We start from the raw sequence: 23443 nt of genomic DNA, 5'->3' as shown, positions 1-23443 counted from the left end.
ATCCATGGTTGCGGTGCGCAGCGCGACGACGGCCCAGCGCAGGGCTCTCCGATCAGCGCCGGCCGCTCATGAGGTTCCCGGCGCCGGCCCCGACGAGATTTCCAGCACCGGCCCCGACGAGGTTGCCGCCGCGCGGAGCCATGACCGCGTTCGGGCTGACGGCTCCGTTGCCCTTGGCGAAAACGGCCGTGCCGCCGCCGACCTTGGCAGCGGGCAGCGTGCTCAGGCCCGGCCCCTTGCTGTAGCAGGCGAGGCCCTGGCATGCGGCGGCGGCCGGGCCGGCGCCGAGGCCCGCCAGGGCGATGCCGAGGCAGAGAAGAGAGACGTGCTTCATCGCTTGGTCCTCCAAGTCCATCCGCCTGTCGTCGACCCGACCTGGCGTCGATCTGCGTCGAGATCCTCTCGCTGCATCGGGTTCGGGGCACTTTGAACCGGCGATGTTTGTCGAACCGCCGTGGTTTGGCAGTCCGGTCCGGTGCTCCGGTATCCTCAGAACTGATGATGAGCCGGGCTTGGACGAAGCGTCAGACGGCGACCGCCGGTGCGCGGTCGGAAATGTCCTCTGTCCGGGCAGCCCCGCTCGACCAACTGAATTTGCAAAACACAGGTTCACGTTCCTGCCCGGAGCCGTATAATAAGAAAATACGCTGTCATCAGGGAATCAGTCCGATCCACCATGCCACGCCTGCGTCCGGACCAGATCGCGAGCCTGTACGCGGCGTCGGCTGAGCCCGACGCGCTGGGGCGCATCGCCGGGGTCGTGCGCGACATCATGAGTGTCGACAGCGCCGGCCTGTGGTTCATCGAGCAGGGCCGCATCCTCGACCTGAGCCTGACCGAGGACATCGTCGCCTCGGCCAAGGACTACCTCGCCTACTACCAGCGGCTCGATCCCTGGAGCGGAAGGCGGCCGAAGGTGGTCAACCGAGCCACGCTCAGCTCGGACTTCATCAGCGAGGAGGCCCTGCTCAAGACCGAGTTCTACAACGACTTCGCGCGCCACTACGGCATGCGGCGTCCCCTCGGTCTGGTGCTGGACCTCGGATCCGGCGTGCTGGCCTCGGTCGCCGTCAACCGAATCGCGGGCGAGCTGCTGCTCGGCCCCGACGACAAGGACCTGCTGGACGAGATCGGAGCCCACCTGCGCGGGGCCCTGGCGCTGTTCGGGCGCCTGCGGTCCGAGCGCCACGCCGGCGACGCCCTTCCGGGCGCGCTCGACCGCCTCGCCTTCGGCGCCGTGATCTGCACCGGCGAGGGCCGGCCGATCCAGGTCAACCGGGCAGCCCTGGCGCTCGCCGAGCAGCGTGCCGGCCTGCGCATCGGTGCCACAGAGGAGGGCCTCCGCGCCCAGCTTCAGCCCGAGACGACCCGGCTGCGCGCGCTCATCGCCGCCGCCGCCGCGGGCCGCGGCGGGGCGATTCGGCTCACCGGCGCGGAGGGCGGACGCCTCGCGGTGGTGGCGACCCCGCTGCCCGGCGCAGACGCAACCCACCTGCAGCCGGACCGCGCCTTCCTGTGCCTCGCCCCCCTCGACGCGCCGCCGTCCCTGCAGCGAGCGGCCCTGCGCGACATGTTCGGGCTGAGCCCGACGCAGGCGGATCTCTGCGTGCTGCTCGCGACCGGCCACACCTTCGAGGTCGCGGCGGAGCAGCGCGGCGTGGCCACCTCGACGGCGCGAACGCATTTCAGGACCATCCTGGACAAGACCGGGACGCGCAACCTGCGCGACCTGCTGCGGCTCCTCGCAGCCCTTCCGCCCGTGGGCTGATCGGGCTTCGCGCGACGCAAGCGGCGCGCGGATCAGATCTCCACCACGGGCCGGCCCGTGCCGACGCCGGCGGGATCGAAGGCGACGCTCTTGATGACCGCGTAGACGGGCTGGCCCGGCGCGAGGCCGAGGTCGTGCGCGGAGGCCGCGGTGAGGCGGGCGGCGAGGATCGCCCCGTTGCAGTCGATCTCGACGATCACGGCGGCGCCCGCGGGGAGCACGGCGAGCACGCGCCCCGGCAGCACGTTGCGGGCGCTGAGGCCGACCGGCGCGCGGGTCGCCACCAGCACGTCGCGGGCCGGGACCCGCACCCGCACGGGGCTGCCGACCGGCCGGCCGAGGCGGGGCACCAGCAGGGTGCCGGCCCGGCCGTCGAGGCGGGTCAGCCCCGCCCCCTCGGGCTCCTCGCCCACCACCATGTCGAGGAGGGCGCCGGCCTCCGCCTCGGGCTCGGGCAGCCCGTCCGCCCGCCGCAGGATCTCCGCGGCGGGGCCCGCCGCCGCGACCCGGCCCTCCTCCAGCACCACCACGGCGGCGGCGAGGCGCGCCACCTCCGCGACCGCGTGGCTGACGTAGAGGATCGGCACACCGGCCTCGTCGCGCAGGCGCTCGATGTAGGGCAGGATCTCGGCCTTGCGGGCGGCGTCGAGGGCGGCCAGCGGCTCGTCCATCAGCAGGAGGCGGGGTCTCGCCAGGAGCGCCCGGCCGATGGCCACCCGCTGGCGCTCGCCCCCCGAGAGGCCCGCCGGGCGCCGCCCGAGGAGGTGGTCGATGCCGAGCATCCCCACCACCGCGTCGAACTCCGCCGCGTCCCGCCGGGCGCCCGAGAAGAAGCGCCCGTAGGCGAGGTTGCCCCGCACGCTGAGGTGGGGCAGCAGCCGCGCCTCCTGGAAGACGCAGCCGATCCGGCGCCGGTGCACCGGCACGCGGATCCCCGCGCGGGTGTCGAGCAGGGTCTCGCCGTCGAGGACGATGCGCCCGCGCTCCGGCCGCACGAGGCCCGCGACGGCCTGGATGACGGTGCTCTTGCCGGAGCCCGAGCGCCCGAACAGGGCCGTGAGGCCGCGGCCTCCCGAGAAGGCGACGTCCAACCGGAAGGCGCCGCGCGTCAGCGCGAGTTCGACCGCGAGGGTCATGCGGCGGGCGACCCGGATCGGGTCATGTCAGGCCGCGAGGCGGCGGTTGACCCGCCGGGCGAGGGCCTCGGAGGCCACCAGCGCCGCCATCGAGAGGGCGACGGAGATCAGCGTCAGGCGCAGCGCCCCCGCCTCGCCCCCCGGCACCTGCGTCAGCGTATAGATCGCCGACGGCAGGGTCTGGGTCTCGCCCGGGATGTTCGACACGAAGGTGATGGTGGCGCCGAACTCCCCCATCGCCTTGGCGAAGGCCAGCACCATCCCGGCGAGGATGCCCGGCAGGCTGAGGGGCAGCGTGACGGTGAGGAAGACCGCGAGCGGCCGGGCGCCCAGCGTCGCGGCGGCCTGCTCGAGCCCCGCATCCACCGCCTCCATCGAGAGGCGCATCGCCCGCACCATCAGCGGAAACCCCATCACCGCGCAGGCCAGCGCCGCCCCGGTCCAGCGGAAGGCGAGGACGATGCCGAACTCGGCCAGGAACGCGCCCGCCGGCCCCCGCCGCCCGAAGGCGAGGAGCAGCAGGTAGCCGGTGACCACCGGCGGCAGGATCAGGGGCAGGTGCACGAGCCCGTCGAGGAGCGCGCGGCCGGGGAAGCGCTTGCGCGCGAGGAGCCAAGCCACGAGGAGGCCCGGCCCGACGCTGGCCAGCATCGCGACGGAGGCGACCTTGAGGCTGAGGGCGACCGCGTTCCACTCGTCCGGGCTCAGCCCGATCACGTACGCTCGCCGGGCTGGCCGATCACCGAGAAGCCCTGGCGCTCGAAGAACGGCCGGGCCGCCGGGCTCCGCAGGAAGGCCAGGAAGGCGGCGGCGTCGGGGTTCTGCGAGTCCTTCAGGCGCGCGGCCGGGTAGACGATCGGCGGGTGGCTGTCCGCCGGGAAGGTGGCGACCACCCGCACGCCGGGCTCCGAGGCCGCGTCCGTGGCGTAGACGATGCCGAGCGGCGCCTCGCCGCGGGCGACGAGGAGGAGGGCCGCGCGCACGTTCTCGGCCTGGGCCACCCGGTCCTTCACCCCGTTCCAGGCCCCGAGGGATTCCAGCGCGGCCCGGCCGTACTTGCCGGCCGGCACCGCCTCGACGTTGCCCATGGCGAGGCGGCCGTCGCCGAGGGCCGCCGCGAGGTCGAGGCCGGGGCGCAGGTCGAGGCGCAGGGGCGAATCCTTCGGCGCGACCAGCACGATGGCGTTGCGCAGGAAGCTGAAGCGGGTGCCGGGCTGGAGCGCGCCGGCCCGCTCGGCATAGTCCATCCAGGCGAGGTCGGCGGAGAGGAAGAGGTCCGCCGGGGCGCCGGCCTCGATCTGCTTGGCGAGCACGTTCGAGGCCGCGTAGGAGGTCCGCACCGCCTTGCCGGTCTCGCGGGTCCAGGCGGCGGCCGCGTCGTCGACGGCGTTCTTCAGGCTCGCGGCCGCGAACACGGTGACGGGCGCCTCCGCCCGCGCGGGCGTGCGGCCCACGCCGAGCGCACCCGCGCCGAGGAGGAGCGCGAGGGCGCCCGAGAGCCAGGTTCGCCGCGTCGTCTGCATGGTGCGTTTCCGTGCCGGCGCCCGTTGCGCCGGCCGGCATGATAGGGGGGCTGCCGGTGCCGACAAGGCCGCCGGCGCATGCGGCCCGCGCGGCCTGCGCGGGTCGCGCGCCTCAGCCCGTCGCCTCGTCGTCCCGGCCGCGGGCCTGCTCGGAGCGGTGGAGCTGGCTCAGCAGCACGAGGATCTGGCCCGGCAGCGGCGCCTCGAGGGTTTCCGAGAGCACGGCCTCGCGTCCGCGCACGCGGCGGCGACGCGGGCGGACCGCCTCACGGAGAACAACCGGCCCACGGCGGCCGGACCTTCGGGTGGTCATGGACGGATGCCCCGGAACTCTGAACGCAGGTCACAACCAAGGATGGAGAGCCAGCGGGAACGCGGCGAGTCGCCTGGCGTTCCGGCGGAGCATACGCTCAGCTCGTGAACAAATTGCCTCATCCTTGTGCGGTTCCCTGACCCATTCGGTGAGGCATGGCGGCCGGCCCCCACCGATGGTAGAGGCCCCCCATGCTCGAAGGACTACCCCCGCACCGCCCGACCCACGTGCTCCGCCTCCTCACGGACGAGGCCTCCGCCCGCGCCATGACCGACCTCCTCGGCGAGATGTTCGACCCCACCGAGACGGCGGTCGCGGCCTTCGAGGCGGAGGACGGGGTGACCTGGCGGCTCGAAGCCTACTTCTCCGACGCGCCGGACGAGGATTTCATCCGTGACCTGATCCGGCCGGTGGTCGGCGCCGGGGCCGATGCGGCCGAATTCCACACCCTCGACCAGCAGGACTGGGTCCGCGCCTCGCTGGAGGGCCTCAAGCCGGTGCGGGCCGGGCGCTTCCTCGTGCACGGCGCCCACGACCGGGCAGAGCGGCGCCCGAACGACCTCGCCATCGAGATCGAGGCGGCGCTCGCCTTCGGGACCGGCCACCACGGCACGACCCTCGGCTGCCTGCGCGCCCTCGTCGACCGGCTGAAGCGCGGCCGCCCGGCCCACATCCTCGACGTCGGCACCGGCACCGGCATCCTGGCCTTCGCGGCCGCCAAGGCGCTCCGCGCGCCCGTGGTGGCCGGGGACCTCGACCCGGAGGCGGTGCTCACCGCCCGGTCGAATGCCCGGCTCAACGGACTAGCGCCCTGGTTGCGGCTCTACCTGGGAGCGGGCGTCGAGCACCCGCTCGCCCGCCGGCCGCGGCACTTCGACCTCGTCTTCGCCAACATCCTGGCCCGCCCCCTCAAGCGCCTCGCGCCCTCGCTCGCCGCCGTCGTGGCGGATGGGGGCCTCCTCGTCCTCTCCGGCCTGATCGAGCGCGACGTGCCGGGCGTGCTCTCGACCTACCGCCACCAGGGCTTCCACCTCGTCCGCAAGGGCGTCATCGAGGGCTGGTCGGCCCTGGTCCTCCGCCGCGGCGGGCTCGCCCCGCGCCCCCGGGTCTGAGGATTTCCCGGGTCTGAGGATTTCCCGGGTCTGAGGATTTTCGCAGCCACGCTGCAGGCCAAGCTCGAACCCGCGGCCGCTCCGGGCATTCTCCCGTCATGAGCGCCACCGATCCGCACCCGACGCAGAACGACCCCATCGCCCAGGGCGCCCGCGCCCGCGCGCAGGGTCGCCCCAAGGATGCCTGCCCGTATCCGGCCCATTCCGAGGCCCGCACCGCCTGGCTCGAGGGCTACGACGGCGCCCCCGCCGACCGCTCGCCGGACCATCCCATGGACAACGGCTGACCGGCCCGTCGGACGGCTCGTCGGACACGACCGCTTCCGCAGGACGAAAGCTCGCGTTAAGCATTCTACTGCAGGTTGTATAAGCCTGCTCAAATACCTCTGAGTTGAATACCGAGGTCGCCGAAAGGCCATGACCGGAGCAGGCCCGGAGGACGGGCTATGCGTATCGCGTCTCAATTTCCCAACCCTTTCCGCCGTCCGGGCGCCGCGACCCTCGCCTGCGGCTTCCTGTGGCTCGCCCCCGGCACGGCCGAGGCGCAGCTCCTGCGCGGCACCCTCGACACGGTGGGCGCGGTCGTCGGCGCGACCACGCAGGTGGTGACCAACACGGCGAGCAGCCTCGCGAACGGCGGCATCACGGTGGGCGGCAGCAGCCTGGTCTCGGCCGGGGGCACCCTTGGGGGCGGGGCGATCGCCTGCGGCGGCGTGACGGTCGGGGGCGGCAGCCTGCTCAGCGGGGGCGGCACGCTGCTCGGCGGCCGCGACGGCTGCACCGGGCCGACCTCGGCAGGGCCCGCCAACGGCACCGCCACGGGGGAGGGGGCGACCCTCGACCCGGGTGCGCCGACCGACCTCAAGCCTTTGAAGGACTTCGCGCATCTGCCCCTGCGCGCCAACAACACCAGCAACCTTCCGCTGCCGACCGCCGATGGGGCGGATTCCCTCGCGGTCGGCCATGCCGCCGCCTCCGGCGGCACCGGAAGCCTCGCGGTGGGTACCAACGCGTCGGCGGGCGGCACCGCCGCGACGGCCATCGGCACGAACGCCAGCGCCGCCCAGACCGGCGCGGTCGCCATCGGCTTTAACGCCCGCACCACCCGGGCCGGGCAGGTGGCGATCGGCACCGATCAGAACACCTACACGCTCGGCGGCGTCGCCACCGACGCGAGCCGCGCGGCGCAGGCCGGGCCGACCCAGTTCGTCACCACGGATGCGGCCGGGAACCTCGCCACCTCCGGCTACGGCCCGGCCAACATCGCCGCCCTCGACGGGCGCGTCGGGTCCGTCGAGAACCGCGTCGGCGCGGTGGAGTCGCAGCTCGGCGCCCTCGGCCGCTACGCCACGGAGAGCCGCCGCGAGATGCGCCAGGGCGTCGCGACGGCGCTCGCCATGCCGACGGCCTCGATGCCCTCGGCCCCCGGCCGCACCAGCTGGGTGGCGAACAGCGCCACCTACAAGGGCGCCTGGGCCGGCGGCATGGCCCTCGCACACCGGCTCGACACGGCGGTGCCCCTCGCCCTCTCGGTCGGCTACGCCTACGGCGGCGACAACAGCCACGGGGTGCGGGCCGGCCTCGGCGGGGAGTTCTGAGGGCGGCTCCGCGCCCGGTTGCGGGCCCCGCCCGCCCGGCCTAACCCTTGGGCCATGACCGAGCCCCGCCGCCGCTTCCAGACCTTCGAGGACCCGAGCCACCGCAAGGGGCCGGAGCGCATCGCGGCGCTGCGGGCGGCGCTGCGGGAGGCGGGGGTTCAGGGCTTCGTGGTGCCCCGGGCCGACGAGCACCAGTCGGAATACGTGCCCGCCAACGCCGAGCGCCTCGCCTGGCTCACCGGCTTCACGGGCTCGGCCGGCACCGCCCTGGTGCTGGAGGACGCGGCGGCGCTCGTCGTCGACGGGCGCTACACCCTGCAGGCCCCGGATCAGGTCGACCCGGAGCTGATCACGGTGGTGCCGCTCGCCGAGACCACGCCGGAGGCCTGGATCAAGGCGAACCTCCGGGCGGAGGGCGTGCTCGGCTACGACCCCTGGCTCCACACGCCGGACGGCGTCGCCCGCCTCAGGCGGGCGGCCGAAGCGGCCGGGGGCAGCGTGCGGGCGCTGGCCGAGAATCCCGTCGATCTGAGCTGGGCCGGGCGGCCGAAGCCGCCCGCGGGCGCCGTCGTGGCCCACCCCCTCGACCTGGCCGGCGAGGCCGCCGCCGACAAGATCGCCCGGATCCGCGAGGCGCTCGCGGAGGCGAAGTGCGACGCGCTGGTGATCTCGGACCCGCACAACCTCGCCTGGACCTTCAACCTGCGCGGCGCCGATATCGGCCACACGCCCCTGGCGCTCGGCTACGCGATCCTGCCCCGCGAAGGCCGCCCGACCCTCTTCCTCGCCTCGCCGAACGTGACGCCGGAGGCGCGCACGGCCCTGGAGCCGCTCGGCGACCTCGCGCCGCGCGCCGCCTTCGCGGAGGCCCTCGACCGCTTCGGGGGCCGGCGCGTGCGCCTCGATGCGGCGACGGCCGCCGACGCGATCAAGACCCGGATCGAGGCCGCCGACGGCGTGGCGGATGTCGGCCCCGACCCGGTCACGGCCATGAAGGCGGTGAAGAACGCGGCCGAGATCGCAGGCACGCGGACGGCCCATCGCCGCGACGGCCTCGCCGTCGTCCGCTTCCTGGCCTGGCTCGACGGCGCGGCGGCGGCGGGAGGTCTCACCGAGATCGCCGCCGTCGAGGCCCTGGAGGACCTGCGCGCGGCGGACGGGCACCTGCGGGACGTTTCCTTCCCGACGATCTCCGGCTCAGGGCCGAACGGCGCCATCGTGCACTACCGCGTCACCCGGGCGACCGACCGCACCGTGCAGGCCGGCGAGCTGTTCCTGATCGACTCGGGCGCGCAGTACCGGGACGGCACCACCGACATCACCCGCACGGTCGCGGTGGGCGAGCCGACGGCGGAGATGCGCGACCGCTTCACCCGCGTCCTCAAGGGCCACGTCGCCATCGCCCGCGCCGTCTTTCCCGTCGGCGCCACGGGGGCCCAGATCGACACCCTCGCGCGCCTTCCGCTCTGGGAGGGGGGCTTCGACTTCGACCACGGCACGGGCCACGGAGTCGGCGCCTTCCTGTCGGTGCACGAGGGGCCGCAGCGCATCGCGAAGACCGGAACGGTGGCGCTCAAGCCGGGCATGATCCTCTCGAACGAGCCCGGCTACTACCGGGCCGGCGCCTACGGCATCCGCACCGAGAACCTCGTCCTCGTGGAGGAACGGGCCGTGCCGGGCGGCGAGCGCCCGATGCTCGGCTTCGAGACCCTGACGCTCGCCCCCTACGACCGCCGCCTGATCGACGCCGATCTCCTCGGCCCCGCCGAGGTGGCCTGGATCGACGCCTACCATGCCCGCGTGCGGGAAACGCTGGCGCCGGAGCTCGACCGGGCGACCGGGACGTGGCTCGAGCGGGCCACGGCGCCGTTGAGCGGCGGCTGACCCGAACGCGTCCCCGCACGGGCGAGGGTGCCTGCGGCATCGCCCGCGTCTTCGCATCGCGCGCGGCGGAGCCTATCCTGCGCGGCCTTTCCGCTTCCGGGGACATGATGATCCGGCTCCTCGCGCTCCTGCTCGCCCTCGCCGCCGGCGTCACCGCCGCCGCGGCCCAGAAGGCGCCCCCCGACCTCGTGCGCGCGAGCCTCGTGGCGGAGCCGGCTTCCGTGCGGGCCGGGACCCCGTTCACGGTCGGCATCCGCATGGCCATGAAGCGGGGCTGGCACGTCTACTGGCGCAACCCCGGCGATTCCGGCCTACCGCCCGAGGTGACCTGGACCCTGCCGGCAGGCTTCTCGGCCGCCCCGATCCAGTGGCCGACGCCCGAGCGCATCCCGGTCGCCACCCTGATGAACTACGGCTACGAGGGCACTGTCACGCTGCTCGTGACGATGACCCCGCCGCCGAGCCTCGACCCGGCCGAGCCCGTGCGGCTCGCCGGTCGCCTCAGCTACCTCGTGTGCGAGGAGATCTGCATCCCGGGCTCGGCCGACATCGCGCTGAGCCTGCCGGTGGGCGATGCTGCGCCCAACCCCGAGACGGCGCGCTCCATCGCCGACGCACGCGCCGCCCTGCCGAAGCCGGCGCCGGCTCCCGCGCGGCTGTCCACGGAGGGCGAGCGTCTGGTCCTGAGCCTCGCTGCGCCCGGGCTCGACGCGTCGGGCGTGCGAAGCGCCGCCTTCTTTCCCTATTCGGAAAGCGCCCTCGACAACGCGGCGCCGCAGGACCTCTCGGTCGATGGTACGGGGCTGCACCTGCGCCTCACCCGGGCCGACCCGAAGGCGCCCGCGCCCGCGAGCCTGCCGGGGGTCCTCGCCTACGAGACGAACGACGGCACCCGCTTCGCCTACGCCCTCGGCGAGGCGCCCGCGCCGGCCGCCGGGCAGGTCCCCGACACCTCCGCCGCGCCGACGCCCGCACCGGAGGAGAGTCTGACGCTGTGGAGCGCTGCGGCCTTCGCGCTCCTCGGCGGCCTCGTCCTCAACCTGATGCCCTGCGTCTTCCCCGTACTCTCGATCAAGGTGCTGGCACTGGTGCGCCACTCGGGCGAGAGCGCGGCCCGCGTGCGGCTGCACGGCCTCGCCTACACGCTCGGCGTGGTGGGCAGCTTCCTCGCGCTCGCCGGCCTGCTGATCGGCCTGAAGGGCGGGGGGGCCAGCCTGGGCTGGGGCTTCCAGCTGCAGTCGCCGGTGGTGGTTGCGGGCCTCGCCTACCTGCTCCTGGCCATGGGGCTCAGCCTGTCGGGCGTGTTCCATCTCGGGGCCGGCCTCGCAGGCGTCGGCGACGGGCTGACCCGCCGCGAGGGCCTGGAGGGCTCCTTCTTCACCGGCGTGCTGGCGACCGTCGTGGCGACGCCCTGCACGGCGCCGTTCATGGGCGGCGCGGTCGGCTACGCGCTCACCCAGTCCGCGCCGGCCGCGCTCGTCGTCTTCGCGAGCCTCGGCCTCGGCCTCGCCCTGCCGTTCCTGGCCCTCACCGCCTGGCCCGCGGCCCTGCGTGCCCTGCCGCGGCCCGGCGCCTGGATGGAGACCCTGAAGCAGGCCCTGGCCTTCCCGGTCTACGCCACGGTGGCGTGGCTGATCTGGGTGCTCGCCCAGCAGGTCGGGTCCGACGGGCTCCTCGCCGCGCTCCTCGGCCTCGTCCTCGTGGCCTTCTCGGCCTGGGCCTGGGAGCGCGGCACGCAGGCTGCGCCGTTCGGGCGCATGGTGTCCCGCACGCTGGCCGCCGCGGCCCTCGTGGCGGCGGGCGGCCTCGTCGTCACCATGGCGCACGAACCCGCCGGCGGGACGGCGCGGGCCGAGGGGGGCGACGCCTACAGCCAGGCCCGCCTCGACGGGCTCCTCGCCGAGGGTCGGCCGGTCCTCGTCAACCTCACGGCCGCCTGGTGCATCACCTGTCAGGTCAACGAGCGCGCGGCGCTCGGCACCGAGGCGGTGCGCGCGGCCCTGCGGGCCCGCGGGATCACCTACCTGAAGGGGGACTGGACGAACCAGAACCCCGAGATCACGCGCCTGCTCGCCCGCCACGGTCGCAGCGGCGTGCCACTCTACCTGCTCTACGCGGGCGGCTCCGAGCCCGTGGTCCTGCCGCAGATCCTGACGCAGGGCAGCGTCCTGGCGGCGCTGGACGCCGTTCCGATCCGGGACCGGAGCGCGGCCCTCGCGACGGGGCGCTGAGCGGCCGCGCTTGACGAGCCGGCCGCGCGCGTCCAGCACGGCCGCATGCCCGCCTTCGCCTCCGACGGTTTCCAGGTCTTCGGCCTGCGCGACTTCCGCCTGTTCGGCGGGGCGCGCTTCCTCACCGGCCTCGCCTATCAGATGCAGGCGGTGGCCCTCGGCTGGTTCGTCTACGACCTCACCCGCTCGGCCCTCGCGCTCGGCCTCGTGGGCCTCGCGGGCTTCCTGCCGGCGATGCTCGCGGCCCTCGTCACCGGCCACGTCGCCGACACCTACGACCGGCGCCTCGTGGCAGCCCTGTCCTTCGGCGTCCAGGCCGCCGCGAGCGCGGCGCTGCTCGCCTGCGCCTGGTTCGAGCGCGGCACGGCCTGGCCCGTCTACGCCCTCGTGGTGGTGATCGGCACCGCCCGTGCCTTCGCCAATCCCGCGCTCCAGGCCCTGTTGCCGACCCTCGTGCCGAGGCCGGTCTTCGGCTCGGCCATCGCCTGGAACGCCTCCCTGTGGCAGAGCGCCTCCGTGATGGGGCCGGCTCTCGGCGGCTTCCTCTACGCGCTGGGGCCGGCCGTGGTGTTCGGGCTGGCCTCCGCGAGCTTCGCGCTGGCAAGCGCGCTCACCGCCGCCATCGGCTACCGTCCCGCTCCGGTCTCCGAGCGCCCGCCGGTCACCTGGGCGACCCTCTCAGCAGGGCTCGCCTACATCCGCTCGCAGCCCGTGGTGCTCGGGGCGATCAGCCTGGACCTCGTGGCGGTGCTGCTCGGGGGCGCCACGGCGCTGCTGCCGATCTTCGCCGCCGAGGTGCTCCACGTCGGCCCGCTCGGCCTCGGGGCCCTGCGCAGCATGCCCGCGGCCGGCGCCGTCCTGACGGCCGTGCTCCTCGCCTACAGGCCCCTGCGGCAGCGGGTGGGCCTGCGCCTGCTCCAGGCGGTCGGGGTGTTCGGCCTCGCGATCATCGGGTTCGGCCTGTCGCGCTCGCTGACCCTCTCCATGGCCTGCCTGTTCGTGACGGGGGCGGCCGACATGATCAGCGTCTACGTGCGCCAGACCCTCGTTCAGGGCGAGACGCCGGACGCCATGCGGGGCCGCGTCTCCGCCGTGAACGCCGTCTTCATCGGGGCCTCGAACGAACTCGGCGAGTTCGAGTCTGGTATCCTCGCGGCCCTCGTCGGCGCGGTCCCGGCGGTGCTGATCGGCGGGGCCGCCACCGTCCTCGTGGCACTCGCCTGGGGCCGCCTCTTCCCGGCGCTCCGCGCGCGGGACCGCCTGCTGGAGGTGGGGTGAGGCCCGATATTATCCGGCGCGCGTCGAAATTGCCGTTTGGTCCGGATAAACCTATAGCGTGCAATAGCTTGCCATGACGGACTCGTGCCCGCGGCTATCCGGCTCGGATGACCGTGCCCGATCCCCGCGCCTTCGCGCTCCACAAGGCGTGGCTCTCCGGCCGGGAGGACCGCAACCCGATGAAGCGCCTGCGCGACCGGGGGCAGGCCGAGCTCGTCGCGACGCTCCTGGCGCAGCGCCTGCCGCACCTGCGGTTCGACGATCCGGCGCTGAGCGCCCTGCCGCGGGCGCTGCGGGCGGAGGCGCCGGCCCTCGTCCGGCCCGAGCCCGCGCGCCGCGACCGGCTCGAGCCCGACTGGTGAGCGGGCGGTCTCGGCCCGAAGCCCCTCAGCGCCCCGCGAGCAGGGGCGACCAGGTCGGGTCGGAGGCGTAGGAGGGGGTCGGCACCGGCTGCTCGACGCGGCCCGTGACGTCGACCATGTAGAGCTTGCCGCCCCCCTGGCCGCCGGGATCGCGGAAGAACAGCACGTACTGCCCGTTCGGCGCGAAGGTCGGGCCCTCGTTGTGGAAGCCCTCCGTGAGCACCCGCTCGCCGGAGCCGTCGGGCTTCATGACGCAGATCGCGAAGCCGCCCTTGCGCTGGCGCGTGAAGGCGATGAGGTCGCCCCGCGGGGACCAGGCGGGCTGCGAGGCCGAGCCATCGCCGAACGAGATGCGGTGCGGGTTCGAGCCGTCCGCGCCCATCACGTAGACCTGCTGGGAGCCGCCGCGGTCGGACTCGAACACGATCTGCGAGCCGTCCGGCGAATAGGTCGGCGAGGTGTCGATGGCCATGCCGTTGGTGATCGGGCGCTGCGCCTTCGAGGCCAGGTCCATCGTCACGATGTCGGCGTTGCCGCCCTGCTGGACGCTCATCACGAGGCGCCGCCCGTCCGGCGAGAAGCGCGGGCTCGCGCTCATCGAGTCCACGTTGCCGACCGCCTGCCGGCTGCCGGTCTCCAGGTTGATCACCTGCACCCGCGGCTGGTGCCCGGTGGACTGGGCCATGAAGGCGATGTCCTGCGTGGCGGGCGAGTAGCGCGGCGCGACGATCGAGGTCTCGCCGGTGGTGAGCGCCCGCACGTTCGCGCCGTCCTGATCCATCACCATCAGGCGCTTGCGGCGGTTCTCCTTGGGGCCGGACTCGTCCACGAAGGCGATGCGGCTGTCGAACCAGGGCCCGAGGCCGGTGATCTTGGTGTAGACCGAATCCGAGATGAGGTGGCCGGTCCGGCGCGCATTGGCCGGGTCGGTGGCGTATTGCTGGCCCGTCATCTGCTGGCCCGAGGTCACGTCCCAGAGGCGGAACTCGACCTTGAGGCGGCCGCCGGCGTCGCGCGAGACGCGGCCGGTGACGAGGCCCTGCACGCCGGTCGCCCGCCACTTGTCGAAGCTCGGGGCCGCATCGAAGGGCGGCTGCTCGGGGAAGCGGCCCTTCTCCAGCGGCGTGAAGTAGCCGGAGCGGCGCAGGTTGTTCGTCACCACGCCGGCCACGAGGCCGCCGAGGCTCGCGTCGCCCGAGAAGTCCGCCACCGCGATCGGCAGCGGCTGGAAAGCGCCGCCGCCGATGCGGAGCTGCAGCTGGGCGTGGGCCGGCGCGAGGGCGCCGGACAGGCCGAGCATCAGGGCGGCGAGGAGCGCGGCGAGCGTGCGCCGCCGCGGGAACGGGCTGTGGAGCATGATGGGTCTTCCGAAACGTCTGGGTGTCGTCGGTCGGGCGGTGCTCGGCGGCGATCAGGCGGCCGAGAACTCGAACTCCGCGTTGATGGCCTTCCAGTCGTTGTAGTACGGCGCGTACTGCGTCGGGATCTTGTAGGGCGCGCAGCGGCGCACCGCCCGCAGCGCCGCCTGGGCGATCGACTGGTCCACGGCGCTGCCGCCGCCGCGCATCAACCGCGGCTCGCTGCCGAGCGAGCCGTCCGGGTTCAGGCGGATGTCGAGCATCGGCAGCACCACGCCCTGGGCGGCGCCGGGCGGCGCCGAGTAGCAGCGCTCGATCTGCTGCTGCAGCATGCCCACGAGGGCGTCGCGCATCGAGGGCGAGAGCCGCTGCGCCGTGCCGGTGGCGGCCCCGAGCGCCGCGGTGCGCTGCACCTCGCGACCCGTGGCGCCCGTCGACTGCGAGGCCACCTTCGAGGCCAGCATCGACTTGATGTCGCCGGCATTGAACTTGTCCGCGAGCTCGGCCTTGGCGCGGGCCTTGGCCTCGGCATCCGCCTTGGCCTTCGCGTCGGCCATGGCCTTGGCCTTCGCCTTGGCGGCAGCCTCGGCCTTGGCCTTCTCGGCGGAGGCCTTCGCCTCGGCCGCCTTCTCCATCGCGGCCTTGGCCTCGGCGACCTCGCGCTCGGCCTTCTCGCGCTCGGCCTTGGCCTTGGCGTCGGCCTCGGCCTTCGCCTTGGCATCCGCCTCGGCCTTCGCCTTGGCGTCGGCGCGCGCCTTCGCATCGGCCTTGGCCTTGGCTTCCGCCTTGGCCTTCGCTTCGGCCGCTGCGGCGGCTTCCGCCTCCTCGCGCTCGATCAGCTTGTCGAGCTGCTCGCGCTTCTCGGCCTCCGCCTTCGCTGCGGCCTTGGCGGCGTCCGCCTTGGCCTTCGCCTCGGCCTTGGCGGCGGCGGCCTTCTCGGCGGCGGCCTTCGCTTCCGCTGCGGCCTTGGCCTCGGCGCGCTCCTGCGCGGCCTTGGAGGCGCGCGCCTCCTCGACGGGCTCCTCGAGGTCGGAGCGCAGCGGCACCGCGTCGGCGCTCGCGAGCTTCATGTCGGCGGTGCGGGTGGGGGCCGTCGGGGCGTCGGTCTTCGCGTTCTCGGGCTCGCGCTCCTCGATCTTGTCCGCCTTGCGGTCGGCGCGGGAGGAGGCGTTCGGCTGCGGCGCGTCGGCCTCGCGCTGGCCCTTGGTGATCTCGGAGAACTGGTTCTCAGTCATCACCTCGACGGGCACGCCCTCCTGCGCCTCGGGCAGCGCCTGGGCGGAGACGCCGACCAGCGCGAGCACCAGCAGCGCGACGTGGGTGCCGGCCGAGATCCAGACGCCCGGCTCTCTGCGGTCGATGGGGGGCAGCTTCACGGCGGCGCGCTCGCTACTTCTGCTCGGGCTCGGTGACGAGGGCGACCTTCTTGAAGCCGCCGCCGGTCACGATCGCCATCACCTGCGCGACGCGGCCGTAATCGACCCGCTTGTCGCCGCGCACGAACACCCGCTCCTCGAAGCCGGACTTCGAGGCCTCGCTGAGCTTCGGGATGATGGTCTCGTCGCTGACCTCGTCCTCTCCCAGGAAGACCTGGCCGGTCTGCCGGATCGAGAGCGTGACGGGCTTCACGTCGGAGTTGAGGGGGCTCGCCTTCGACTGCGGCAGGTCGAGGGGAACGCCGACCGTCATCATCGGCGCCGCCACCATGAAGACGATGAGCAGCACGAGGACGACGTCGATGAACGGCGTCATGTTGATCTCGTTGATGGCGCCGCTGCGCCGGCCTCTGCGCCGCCGCTTGGTGCCGCCCTTCGCGCCTGCCGCCATGCCCATCTGGTCGGTTTCCCTGGCTTCGTGTCAGGCGGCGAGCGAGAGGCGCTCGTCGATCTGGCGAGAGAGGATGGCCGAGAACTCGTCGGCGAAGCCCTCGAGCCGCGACTGCGACTTGGCCACGCTCGCCTGCAGCTTGTTGTAGGCGAGCACGGCGGGAATCGCGGCGAACAGGCCGATCGCGGTCGCGAACAGCGCCTCGGCGATTCCCGGCGCCACCACGGCCAGCGACGTGTTCTTGGAGGCGGCGATCGAGGTGAAGGCGGTCATGATGCCCCAGACCGTGCCGAACAGGCCGATGTAGGGACCCGCCGAGCCGATCGAGGCCAGGAACAGGAGGCGCGATTCCAGCCGCTCGACCTCGCGCTGGATCGTCACGTCGAGCACCTTGTCGATGCGCTGGCTCAGGCTCTGGATCTGCCGGCCGGAGCCCTCGAAGGAGCGCTTCCACTCGCGCATGGCCGCGACGAACAGGGCGGCAAGGCCGGTGGCGGGGCGATCGTTGAACGACCGGTAGAGCTCCTCCAGCGAGCGGCCGGACCAGAACGCGTCCTCGAAGGCGTCCATCTCCTCCTTGGTGCGGCGGAACAGGAGCGTCTTGTCGACGATGATCGACCAGCACCAGATCGAGGCGCCGAGGAGCCCGAGCATCACGATCTTCACGACGAAGTGGGCCTGCAGGAACAGGCCGAGCAGCGTCATGTCGGCGACGGGCGCCGCCTGCATCGCATCGGCTGGGTTCATGGTGTGATCCTCGGCACGGTCGACACGACCTTCGGAAGGCATTCGGACGCCGCGGCAGTGCCTGCGCGGTCCGACCAAATCGTCGAGCGATATCAAGGGAAATCGCCGCCGAATCTGTCGAAAGTAAGGGCCGCGCTCGAGCCTGGCCCGGCGTGGAGGCCCACGCCAGTTAAGGGGGCCTTCAGGTTAAGGATTGGTTGAGGCACTGGCTGAGGCACTGGCTGAGGCACCGGCTGAGGCACTTGGGCCGAGCGCCCGGCGCAGACCGTCGGGCAGCCGGATCGCCCGGCCGTCGCGCACACAGGCGACCACCACCTCGGCCCGCACCAGGGTCGTGTCGCCGCGGCGCACGGCCTGGCTCAGGTGCAGGGAGGCGCCGCGCAGCTCCCGGGTCCCGGTGAGCACGGTGAGCTCGTCGTCCATGCGGGCGGGCCGCAGGTAGTCGATCGCCATGCGGCGCACCACGAAGACGAGGCCGTCGGCCTCCCGGTGCAGGTCCGACTGATCGCCCGCGAGGCCGCGGAGCAGCTCGGTGCGGCCACGCTCCATGAAGCGCAGGTAGCTCGCGTGATAGACGAAGCCCGAGAAGTCCGTGTCCTCGTAGTAGACACGCACGGACAGCGCATGGGCCTTGTCCAGGGGGTCGGTGTCCAGGGGATCGGTCGAGTCGTCCGTCACGCGGGTCTGGCTCCAAGGTGGCCGGAGCGGGGCGCCGCGAGGCCCCACGCTGGGGGCCTCCCGCCCGAATGGGGCCGAATTAGGGATCCGGCTGTTGATGGAGGGCGCCCCGGTGCCGTGGGCTGGCGGCCATCCGGTTGGATGCGGCGGTCGCCGCGCCTAGGTTGAGAAGGTCATAAGTGGGTCGTCACGGGAGGCGCGATGCTCAGCGGGTCAACCGTGCTGCGGATTTCCGGGCTGCTCATCGTCGCCGGCCTCCTCGCGGCCCTGGTGCAACTCGTCTGGCCGCACGGCGACGCCGCACCCGAGCCTGCCGCCACGGGCGTCGAAGCCCCGAGGACGCCCGAGGCGCGCGAGATCCCGCCCGCGCCGGTGCCGCCGATGCCCGAGCCCCGCCCCGGGAGCGTCGCCGAGCCGGCCGCACCCCCGCCGGTGCGGCCCCTGCCGGCCGAGCCGATCCCGACCGTGGTGCGTCCCCCGGAGCCGCCGCCGCCGAGCGGCCAGCAGGCCGTGGAGCAGGCGGAGGAGACGACGCCCCCCCGGGCCGTCGCCCTGGTGAGCCTGAACACCGGCACCCTGGCCGAGCTGAACCGGCTGCGCGGCGGGGGCAGCATCGGCCGGGCGATCATCCAGAAGCGGCCCTACGCGTCGGTCGGCGAACTGCTGACCAAGCGGGTCCTCAGCCGGGCGACCTACGACCGGATCAAGGACCAGGTGACGGTCCCGTAGGCTCGTCAGCCCCATCCGCTGGCGCAGCCGGACCGGGTTGCCTATGGTGGCCCGCCCGAAGCCGAGACGATCGCGAGGATGTTCCGACGATGCTAAGCCAGCCCGGCAGCAACCCGATCCTGCGGGACGATCTGGGGGTTCAGGAAACGATCGAGTCGGACAACGTCGTCCGCTGGGACGGCGAGCGCCTGTACGTGGAGCAGGACGTCTACCACAACGGCCAGCTCGTCCACCGCAAGTACCGCCGTACCATCACGGAGCCGGTCGCCCGGGCGCTCCAGGCGATCATCAACCGCGCCAAGCAGTGAGGGCATCGGCAGGGTCGCCCACGCGCTCGTCGGCGCCGGGCCGCGCACGCTTCGCCGCCGTGGTGCTGGCGGCAGTCCTGACGACAGCGGGCCCCGCGCAGGCGCAGGGCGTACACGTGCGCTACGTCGCGCCCGAGCGCTTCACGGACGCGGAGAACCGCTTCGGGTCCGGTCCGACCCTGCGGGTCACGCTCGCCGAGATGACCCGAATCCTGCAGGAGCTCGGCCGGTCCGTGCTCGACCCGAGCGAGACCCTCGACGTCTCGGTTCTCGACATCGACCTCGCGGGCTTCGAGCGGCCGGGCATCAATGCGCCCACGGGCCTGCGGGTGGTGCAGGACGCCTCTCCGCCGCGGATCCGCCTCTCCTACGTCCTGCGCCGGGGGCGGCGCGTGATCGCGCAGGGCGAGGACACCGTCACGGACATCAACTTCCTGCTGACCAGCAATCCGCGCTTCTCGACCGGCGCCCTCTATTACGAGCGCGCGGTGCTCCGGGACTGGTTGCCAAGCGCTTCGGGCCCGGCGCGCGTTGACACCGTCCCGTCCTCCGCGCGAACAGGACCCCATGGCCGACGATAGCGCCCCGCCCTCCCCGCCGAGCGATGCCCGTGTCGCCTGGAGCATCGCCGGCCTCGTCGTCGCGACCGTGCTGGTGGGAGCCCTGTGGCCTGCCCCGGCCGCGCATGGCCCGGCTGCCGACCCCGCCCGGGACGCGACCTGCCTCGAGTGGGCCGATGGCTGCCGGGTCTGCCAGCGGCAGGCGGAGGGGCCGGCCTGCTCGCTGCCCGGCATCGCCTGCCAGCCGACCGAGCCGCACTGCCTGCGCCGCGCCGGCGAGTGAGACCGAGGGCGGCCACCTTCCGATTCGCTCCGAGCCCGAACGGCCGCCTACACCTCGGCCACGCCTACTCGGCTCTGCTCAACGAGACGCTGGCGCGGCGCCACGACGCGGCCCTTCTCCTGCGCATCGAGGACATCGATCCGGTTCGTTCCCGCCCCGAGCTCGTTGGTGCGATCCACGCGGATCTCGACTGGCTCGGCCTGCGCTTTCCCGAGCCGGCGCGACGCCAATCCGCACACATGCCGGCCTACCGGGCGGCGTTGCACGGCCTCGCAGAACGCGGCCTCGCCTATCCGTGCTTCTGCACCCGCGGCGCCATCGCGGCACGGGCCGCCGCGGAGGCGGAGGCCGGGCGTCCGCTTCCCCGCGACCCCGACGGGGTGCCCCACTATCCGGGCACCTGCCGGGATCTGCCGCCGGAGGTGGCCGCCGGCCGCTGCGCCGCGGGCGAGCCCCACGCCTGGCGCCTCGCCCTGGATCGGGCCCTCGCCGCGGCGCCCGGTCCGCACCGATACCGGACCTTCGCGGTCGACGGATCGGAGGGGTGGGCGATGGCTGCGCCGGAGCGCTGGGGCGATGCCCTGATCGGCCGCCGGGACGTGCCCACGAGCTATCACCTCGCCGTCGTGCACGACGACGCGGAGCAGGCCGTCACCCACGTGGTGCGGGGGCGGGACCTCGAGGCCGCCACGGACCTCCACGTCCTCCTGCAGGCGCTGCTCGGGCTGCCGAGCCCGGCCTACCACCACCACGCTCTGATCCTTGCGCCGGACGGCACCAAGCTCGCGAAGTCGAAGGGCTCGCCGAGTCTCGCGGACCTGCGCGCCGAGGGGACGGAGCCTGCCGCGCTCCGGGCGCAGCTCGGCTTTCCGGCTACGGGTTGAGACTTCGGCCCGGGCGCTGCGTGGGCACTCCGGGAGTCCAGCGGCGCGGCTCAGCGGGTCGCCGCATCCCGCTGGGCCAGGGCGGTGGCGCTCTTCGACTTCTGCATCACGCCCTCGATCTGCTCGCGCTGGCGGCGGAACTCCGCGAGCATCCGCCCGTCGAGCTCGCGCCCGCGCGGCACGCGGATCTTCATCGGGTCGACGAAGTGGCCGTTGATGATCACCTCGTAGTGCAGGTGGGCGCCCGTCGAGAGCCCGGTCGAGCCGACGTAGCCGATCACCTGGCCCTGGCGGACCTTGACCCCCGCGGAGACGCCGCGACCGAACCGGGACATGTGGTTGTAGGTCGTGACGTAGCCGTTGATGTGCTGGATCTCGACCCGCCGGCCGTAGCCGGAATCCCATTCGGCCTTGATCACCGTGCCGTTGCCGGCCGCGACGATCGGGGTGCCGATGGGGTTCGCCCAGTCGACGCCGGTGTGGAGCTTGGCGTAGCCGAGGATCGGATGGCGCCGGTAGCCGAAGCCCGAGCGCATGATGCCGTCCGCGATGGGCTTGCGGATCAGGAACTTCTTGAGCGAGCGGCCCTGCTCGTCGAGGTAGTCGATGGAGCCGTCGTCGGGCGACTGGAAGCGGAAGACCTTGCGGGTCTCGCCGCCGAGGTTGAGGGCGGCGTAGAGCAGCTCGGGCCGTTCGGCCGCGCTCTGCCCCGCATCCTCGTCGTAGGTGTAGAACACGTCGAGGCTGTCGCCCGAGGAGATCCGGCGCTGGAAGTCGAGGTCGTAGCTGAAGACGCGCACGATATCCTCGACCGCCGCCCGCGGCAGCTCGTGGCGCGCGGCCGTCTCGTAGAGGCTCTGGTAGAGGCGCGGGCCGGTGCCGCCCTCCTCGTCGTCCTCGCCGTTCTCCGCCGCGACCGCGGGCTTTCCGCGGCCCGGCGCATCCTCGGTGGGGGGCGCGACCGAGACGAAGGCGCCACGATCGTTGAGCGCCGCGATGCCCTCGATCCCGTTCTCGCCGTAGAGCACCACGCGCGTCACCTGGCGCGGGTCGCCGAGCCGGGGCCCGGGCGCGATCTGCACGCGGAACTGCTGGCCCTCCGCGAGGGCGGCGGTCCGCGTCCGGCCACCGAGCGCCGCCACGATGGCACGGACCGCCTCCTCGCCCGCGAAGCCCATCGTCCGGAGCACGCCCTCCAGGGTCTCGCCCCGCTTGAGCGCGAGATCCCGCTCCTCGACCAGGGGAGCCTCGTTCCCCCGCAGCTCCACCTTCGGGAGGCGCGTCACGTTCTCGGGCACCACCAGGACCTCGATGGCCTTGAAGGGGCTGCCGTCCTGGCCGATCTTGCCCGCCGTGTCGAAATCGGGCGCCGCCTGGCCCGATTGCAGGGTGCGTGAGAGCATGATCTGCGGCGCGATCGGGATGATGGCGCGGCGCCCTGCCTCGGCCGCGATGCGGCGCTCCTCCTCCACCTGTGCGGTGACGGCGTCCTCGCCGAGGGCTGGCGCGTTCGCGTCGATGGCGGCCTCGGCGAGGTCGCGCTTGACGACGCTGACCTCGGCGCCCGGCGCCTCGGCGCTGCCGGGGTCGGGCGCGCGCTCCGCCGGCTCATCGGACACGAACTTCATCGGGTCGAACGGGGGGATGTCGCCCGCGAACACACCGGTCGCCGTGGACAAGGCCGTCGAGATCCGGACGAAGGGGCGGACCTTGATGATCTCGCGGTCCCCCAGGCGCACGGTGACGGGCGCCCGAAAGCTCTGCTTGGCCGAGGCGATCATGAGGTTGCGCACCAGGCGATCGCCCTTGCGCGCGACGTTCGCGCCGCTCTCGCTCGGCTGCGGACGCACCACCACGGCCGCCCGCTCGGGGATCGCCGCGAGGGTCGTGCCGCCCTGGAGCGAGACATGGAGTGCGGCTCCGATGAGCCCGGCACCGGTCAGACCCGTGAGGGCACTGGCGCAGAGCCAGCGCAGGTTCACCTCGCGCCGGTCGATGCGGGAGGCATCCGGGCCCAGGATGTCGAGGGGCGCCTGAGTGCCGACCGCCCGGGCAGCGCCGCTCGTAGCGATCGCGAGGCGTGCGCGGTTCACCGACGCTCCTTCATGCAGGCTGTTGATCCCAGGGCCATGGGCGCTCCGATGGGATGGCCGCCGCCCGCAACAGACCATGTCGAAGCCGAGGATGTCGAGATTGAGGCGCAAGGGTCGCACGCGCGAACGAGCGTGTACGTATCCTCAGAGCTCCAACTCGGAGTTCCACTGCCGAGAGGATCACATCCTTCTCAGCCGTCACGGGTGCGTCACGTGGATTTTGCGGGATCGTCACTTTGGGTGTTGACGGGTGGGGTGGGTGTCCGTATACCGCTGCTCATCGGCGCCGGCCGCGGAAGTGGCCCGGGCGCTGAAACGTCTCTTGCACAGACTGAGCGGGTTGTTCGGCGCAGGCGCCGAAGCGATCGTTCGTCCTCGTAAGGGTGCGGGCCGGGTCTTTCGAGGCCGGTGTTCTTTGACAAGTTGATCTGAGGAAGAGAAGCGTGGGCGGCTTGTCCTTGCGGCTCCGGCTGAAAGGCTGGGGCATCGAGAGATGAAGCTTGACCGACGTTTCGTAGAGCTCACCGACCGGGTCCGGGCGGCTGCGGCGGTATCTCGTGGGGTTTTGCCCCTTGGGGTGCTGTCGTAGTTTGTTTGGTCTGGTTGAGGTGTGCTTCCGTTATGTTGTGATCAGCTGAGATCAGCTCTTCAACTTGAGAGTTTGATCCTGGCTCAGAGCGAACGCTGGCGGCAGGCTTAACACATGCAAGTCGAACGCATCCTTCGGGGTGAGTGGCAGACGGGTGAGTAACACGTGGGAACGTACCCTTT

22 protein-coding genes, 1 rRNA gene and 1 pseudogene are annotated in these 23443 nt (G+C 73.0%); 14 read left to right on the top strand and 10 right to left on the bottom strand.

The window, feature by feature from the left end:
- Positions 1 to 52: 52 nt before the first annotated feature.
- Positions 53 to 334 carry a hypothetical protein gene (locus ACLBXP_RS00120; protein ID WP_447665483.1) on the bottom strand — a complete coding sequence of 94 codons (282 nt, stop codon included), beginning with the start codon at positions 332 to 334 and terminating at the stop codon, positions 53 to 55.
- A gap of 342 nt (positions 335 to 676) precedes the next feature.
- On the opposite strand from ACLBXP_RS00120, the gene ACLBXP_RS00115 reads away from it, so the two are divergent.
- Positions 677 to 1768, top strand: a complete 1092-nt coding sequence (locus ACLBXP_RS00115; RefSeq protein WP_447665482.1) for a helix-turn-helix transcriptional regulator — start codon at positions 677 to 679, stop codon at positions 1766 to 1768.
- Between the two features lie 32 nt (positions 1769 to 1800).
- Here ACLBXP_RS00115 and modC read toward each other — a convergent pair whose 3' ends face one another.
- The 3 genes from modC to modA are packed head-to-tail and all read right to left on the bottom strand — an operon-like array spanning position 1801 to position 4427.
- Complete coding sequence (gene modC / locus ACLBXP_RS00110; protein WP_447665481.1) at positions 1801 to 2904, bottom strand: molybdenum ABC transporter ATP-binding protein; 1104 nt, start codon at positions 2902 to 2904, stop codon at positions 1801 to 1803.
- 27 nt (positions 2905 to 2931) lie between these two features.
- A complete protein-coding gene (modB, locus tag ACLBXP_RS00105) occupies positions 2932 to 3621 on the bottom strand; it encodes a molybdate ABC transporter permease subunit (RefSeq protein ID WP_447665480.1) in 690 nt (229 codons plus the stop codon).
- Entirely contained in the window at positions 3618 to 4427 is an 810-nt protein-coding gene (modA, locus tag ACLBXP_RS00100; RefSeq protein WP_447665479.1) for a molybdate ABC transporter substrate-binding protein, read from the bottom strand. The genes modB and modA overlap by 4 nt, the downstream gene beginning before the upstream one ends.
- A 504-nt stretch (positions 4428 to 4931) precedes the next feature.
- Between modA and ACLBXP_RS00095 the strand changes: the two genes are divergently transcribed.
- From ACLBXP_RS00095 to ACLBXP_RS00065, 7 genes and pseudogenes are all read left to right on the top strand, one after another.
- The gene (locus ACLBXP_RS00095) at positions 4932 to 5852 is read left to right on the top strand and encodes a 50S ribosomal protein L11 methyltransferase (RefSeq protein WP_447665478.1); all 921 of its coding nucleotides are present in this window, start codon (positions 4932 to 4934) and stop codon (positions 5850 to 5852) included.
- A 98-nt stretch (positions 5853 to 5950) separates the two neighbouring features.
- On the top strand, positions 5951 to 6139 hold the full coding sequence (gene rmf / locus ACLBXP_RS00090; RefSeq protein ID WP_447665477.1) for a ribosome modulation factor: 189 nt from the start codon (positions 5951 to 5953) through the stop codon (positions 6137 to 6139).
- Between the two features lie 159 nt (positions 6140 to 6298).
- Positions 6299 to 7450 carry a hypothetical protein gene (locus tag ACLBXP_RS00085; RefSeq protein ID WP_447665476.1) on the top strand — a complete coding sequence of 384 codons (1152 nt, stop codon included), beginning with the start codon at positions 6299 to 6301 and terminating at the stop codon, positions 7448 to 7450.
- 54 nt (positions 7451 to 7504) lie between these two features.
- The gene (locus tag ACLBXP_RS00080) at positions 7505 to 9334 is read left to right on the top strand and encodes a M24 family metallopeptidase (protein WP_447665475.1); all 1830 of its coding nucleotides are present in this window, start codon (positions 7505 to 7507) and stop codon (positions 9332 to 9334) included.
- 104 nt (positions 9335 to 9438) lie between these two features.
- Positions 9439 to 11565 carry a protein-disulfide reductase DsbD family protein gene (locus ACLBXP_RS00075; protein WP_447665474.1) on the top strand — a complete coding sequence of 709 codons (2127 nt, stop codon included), beginning with the start codon at positions 9439 to 9441 and terminating at the stop codon, positions 11563 to 11565.
- A gap of 45 nt (positions 11566 to 11610) precedes the next feature.
- The gene (locus tag ACLBXP_RS00070) at positions 11611 to 12843 is read left to right on the top strand and encodes an MFS transporter (RefSeq protein WP_447665473.1); all 1233 of its coding nucleotides are present in this window, start codon (positions 11611 to 11613) and stop codon (positions 12841 to 12843) included.
- Between the two features lie 101 nt (positions 12844 to 12944).
- Positions 12945 to 13205 (top strand): annotated as a pseudogene (locus ACLBXP_RS00065) (GSU2403 family nucleotidyltransferase fold protein); the annotation flags it as partial.
- 25 nt (positions 13206 to 13230) lie between these two features.
- Here ACLBXP_RS00065 and tolB read toward each other — a convergent pair.
- The 5 genes from tolB to ybgC form a co-directional block, all read right to left on the bottom strand.
- Positions 13231 to 14562, bottom strand: coding sequence for a Tol-Pal system beta propeller repeat protein TolB (gene tolB / locus ACLBXP_RS00060; RefSeq protein ID WP_447665472.1), 1332 nt, complete (start codon positions 14560 to 14562; stop codon positions 13231 to 13233).
- Between the two features lie 54 nt (positions 14563 to 14616).
- Positions 14617 to 15939 carry a cell envelope integrity protein TolA gene (gene tolA, locus ACLBXP_RS00055; protein ID WP_447665471.1) on the bottom strand — a complete coding sequence of 441 codons (1323 nt, stop codon included), beginning with the start codon at positions 15937 to 15939 and terminating at the stop codon, positions 14617 to 14619.
- 13 nt (positions 15940 to 15952) lie between these two features.
- Complete coding sequence (locus ACLBXP_RS00050) at positions 15953 to 16396, bottom strand: ExbD/TolR family protein (protein ID WP_447665470.1); 444 nt, start codon at positions 16394 to 16396, stop codon at positions 15953 to 15955.
- 24 nt (positions 16397 to 16420) lie between these two features.
- Positions 16421 to 17137, bottom strand: a complete 717-nt coding sequence (gene tolQ / locus ACLBXP_RS00045) for a protein TolQ (protein ID WP_447665469.1) — start codon at positions 17135 to 17137, stop codon at positions 16421 to 16423.
- Positions 17138 to 17323: 186 nt separating this feature from the next.
- Positions 17324 to 17815 (bottom strand): tol-pal system-associated acyl-CoA thioesterase, encoded by a 492-nt coding sequence (gene ybgC, locus ACLBXP_RS00040; protein WP_447665468.1) that lies wholly within the window; start codon positions 17813 to 17815, stop codon positions 17324 to 17326.
- Between the two features lie 201 nt (positions 17816 to 18016).
- Between ybgC and ACLBXP_RS00035 the strand changes: the two genes are divergently transcribed.
- From ACLBXP_RS00035 to gluQRS, 5 genes are all read left to right on the top strand, one after another.
- The gene (locus ACLBXP_RS00035; RefSeq protein WP_447665467.1) at positions 18017 to 18544 is read left to right on the top strand and encodes a ComEA family DNA-binding protein; all 528 of its coding nucleotides are present in this window, start codon (positions 18017 to 18019) and stop codon (positions 18542 to 18544) included.
- Positions 18545 to 18633: 89 nt separating this feature from the next.
- Entirely contained in the window at positions 18634 to 18852 is a 219-nt protein-coding gene (locus tag ACLBXP_RS00030) for a hypothetical protein (RefSeq protein ID WP_447665466.1), read from the top strand.
- A 116-nt stretch (positions 18853 to 18968) separates the two neighbouring features.
- Positions 18969 to 19433: a DUF3016 domain-containing protein gene (locus ACLBXP_RS00025; RefSeq protein ID WP_447665465.1), complete on the top strand. Its 465-nt coding sequence runs from the start codon at positions 18969 to 18971 to the stop codon at positions 19431 to 19433.
- Entirely contained in the window at positions 19420 to 19695 is a 276-nt protein-coding gene (locus ACLBXP_RS00020; protein WP_447665464.1) for a hypothetical protein, read from the top strand. The genes ACLBXP_RS00025 and ACLBXP_RS00020 overlap by 14 nt, the downstream gene beginning before the upstream one ends.
- Entirely contained in the window at positions 19692 to 20579 is an 888-nt protein-coding gene (gluQRS, locus tag ACLBXP_RS00015) for a tRNA glutamyl-Q(34) synthetase GluQRS (protein ID WP_447665463.1), read from the top strand. The genes ACLBXP_RS00020 and gluQRS overlap by 4 nt, the downstream gene beginning before the upstream one ends.
- A gap of 50 nt (positions 20580 to 20629) precedes the next feature.
- On the opposite strand, the gene ACLBXP_RS00010 is transcribed toward gluQRS, so the two are convergent.
- Positions 20630 to 22672, bottom strand: a complete 2043-nt coding sequence (locus ACLBXP_RS00010) for a M23 family metallopeptidase (protein WP_447665462.1) — start codon at positions 22670 to 22672, stop codon at positions 20630 to 20632.
- Between the two features lie 649 nt (positions 22673 to 23321).
- Here ACLBXP_RS00010 and ACLBXP_RS00005 point away from each other — a divergent pair.
- A 16S ribosomal RNA gene (locus tag ACLBXP_RS00005) occupies positions 23322 to 23443 on the top strand; the annotation flags it as partial.

This window comes from Methylobacterium sp. A54F (assembly GCF_053346035.1).
This window is presented reverse-complemented; position numbering and strand designations above follow the sequence as displayed.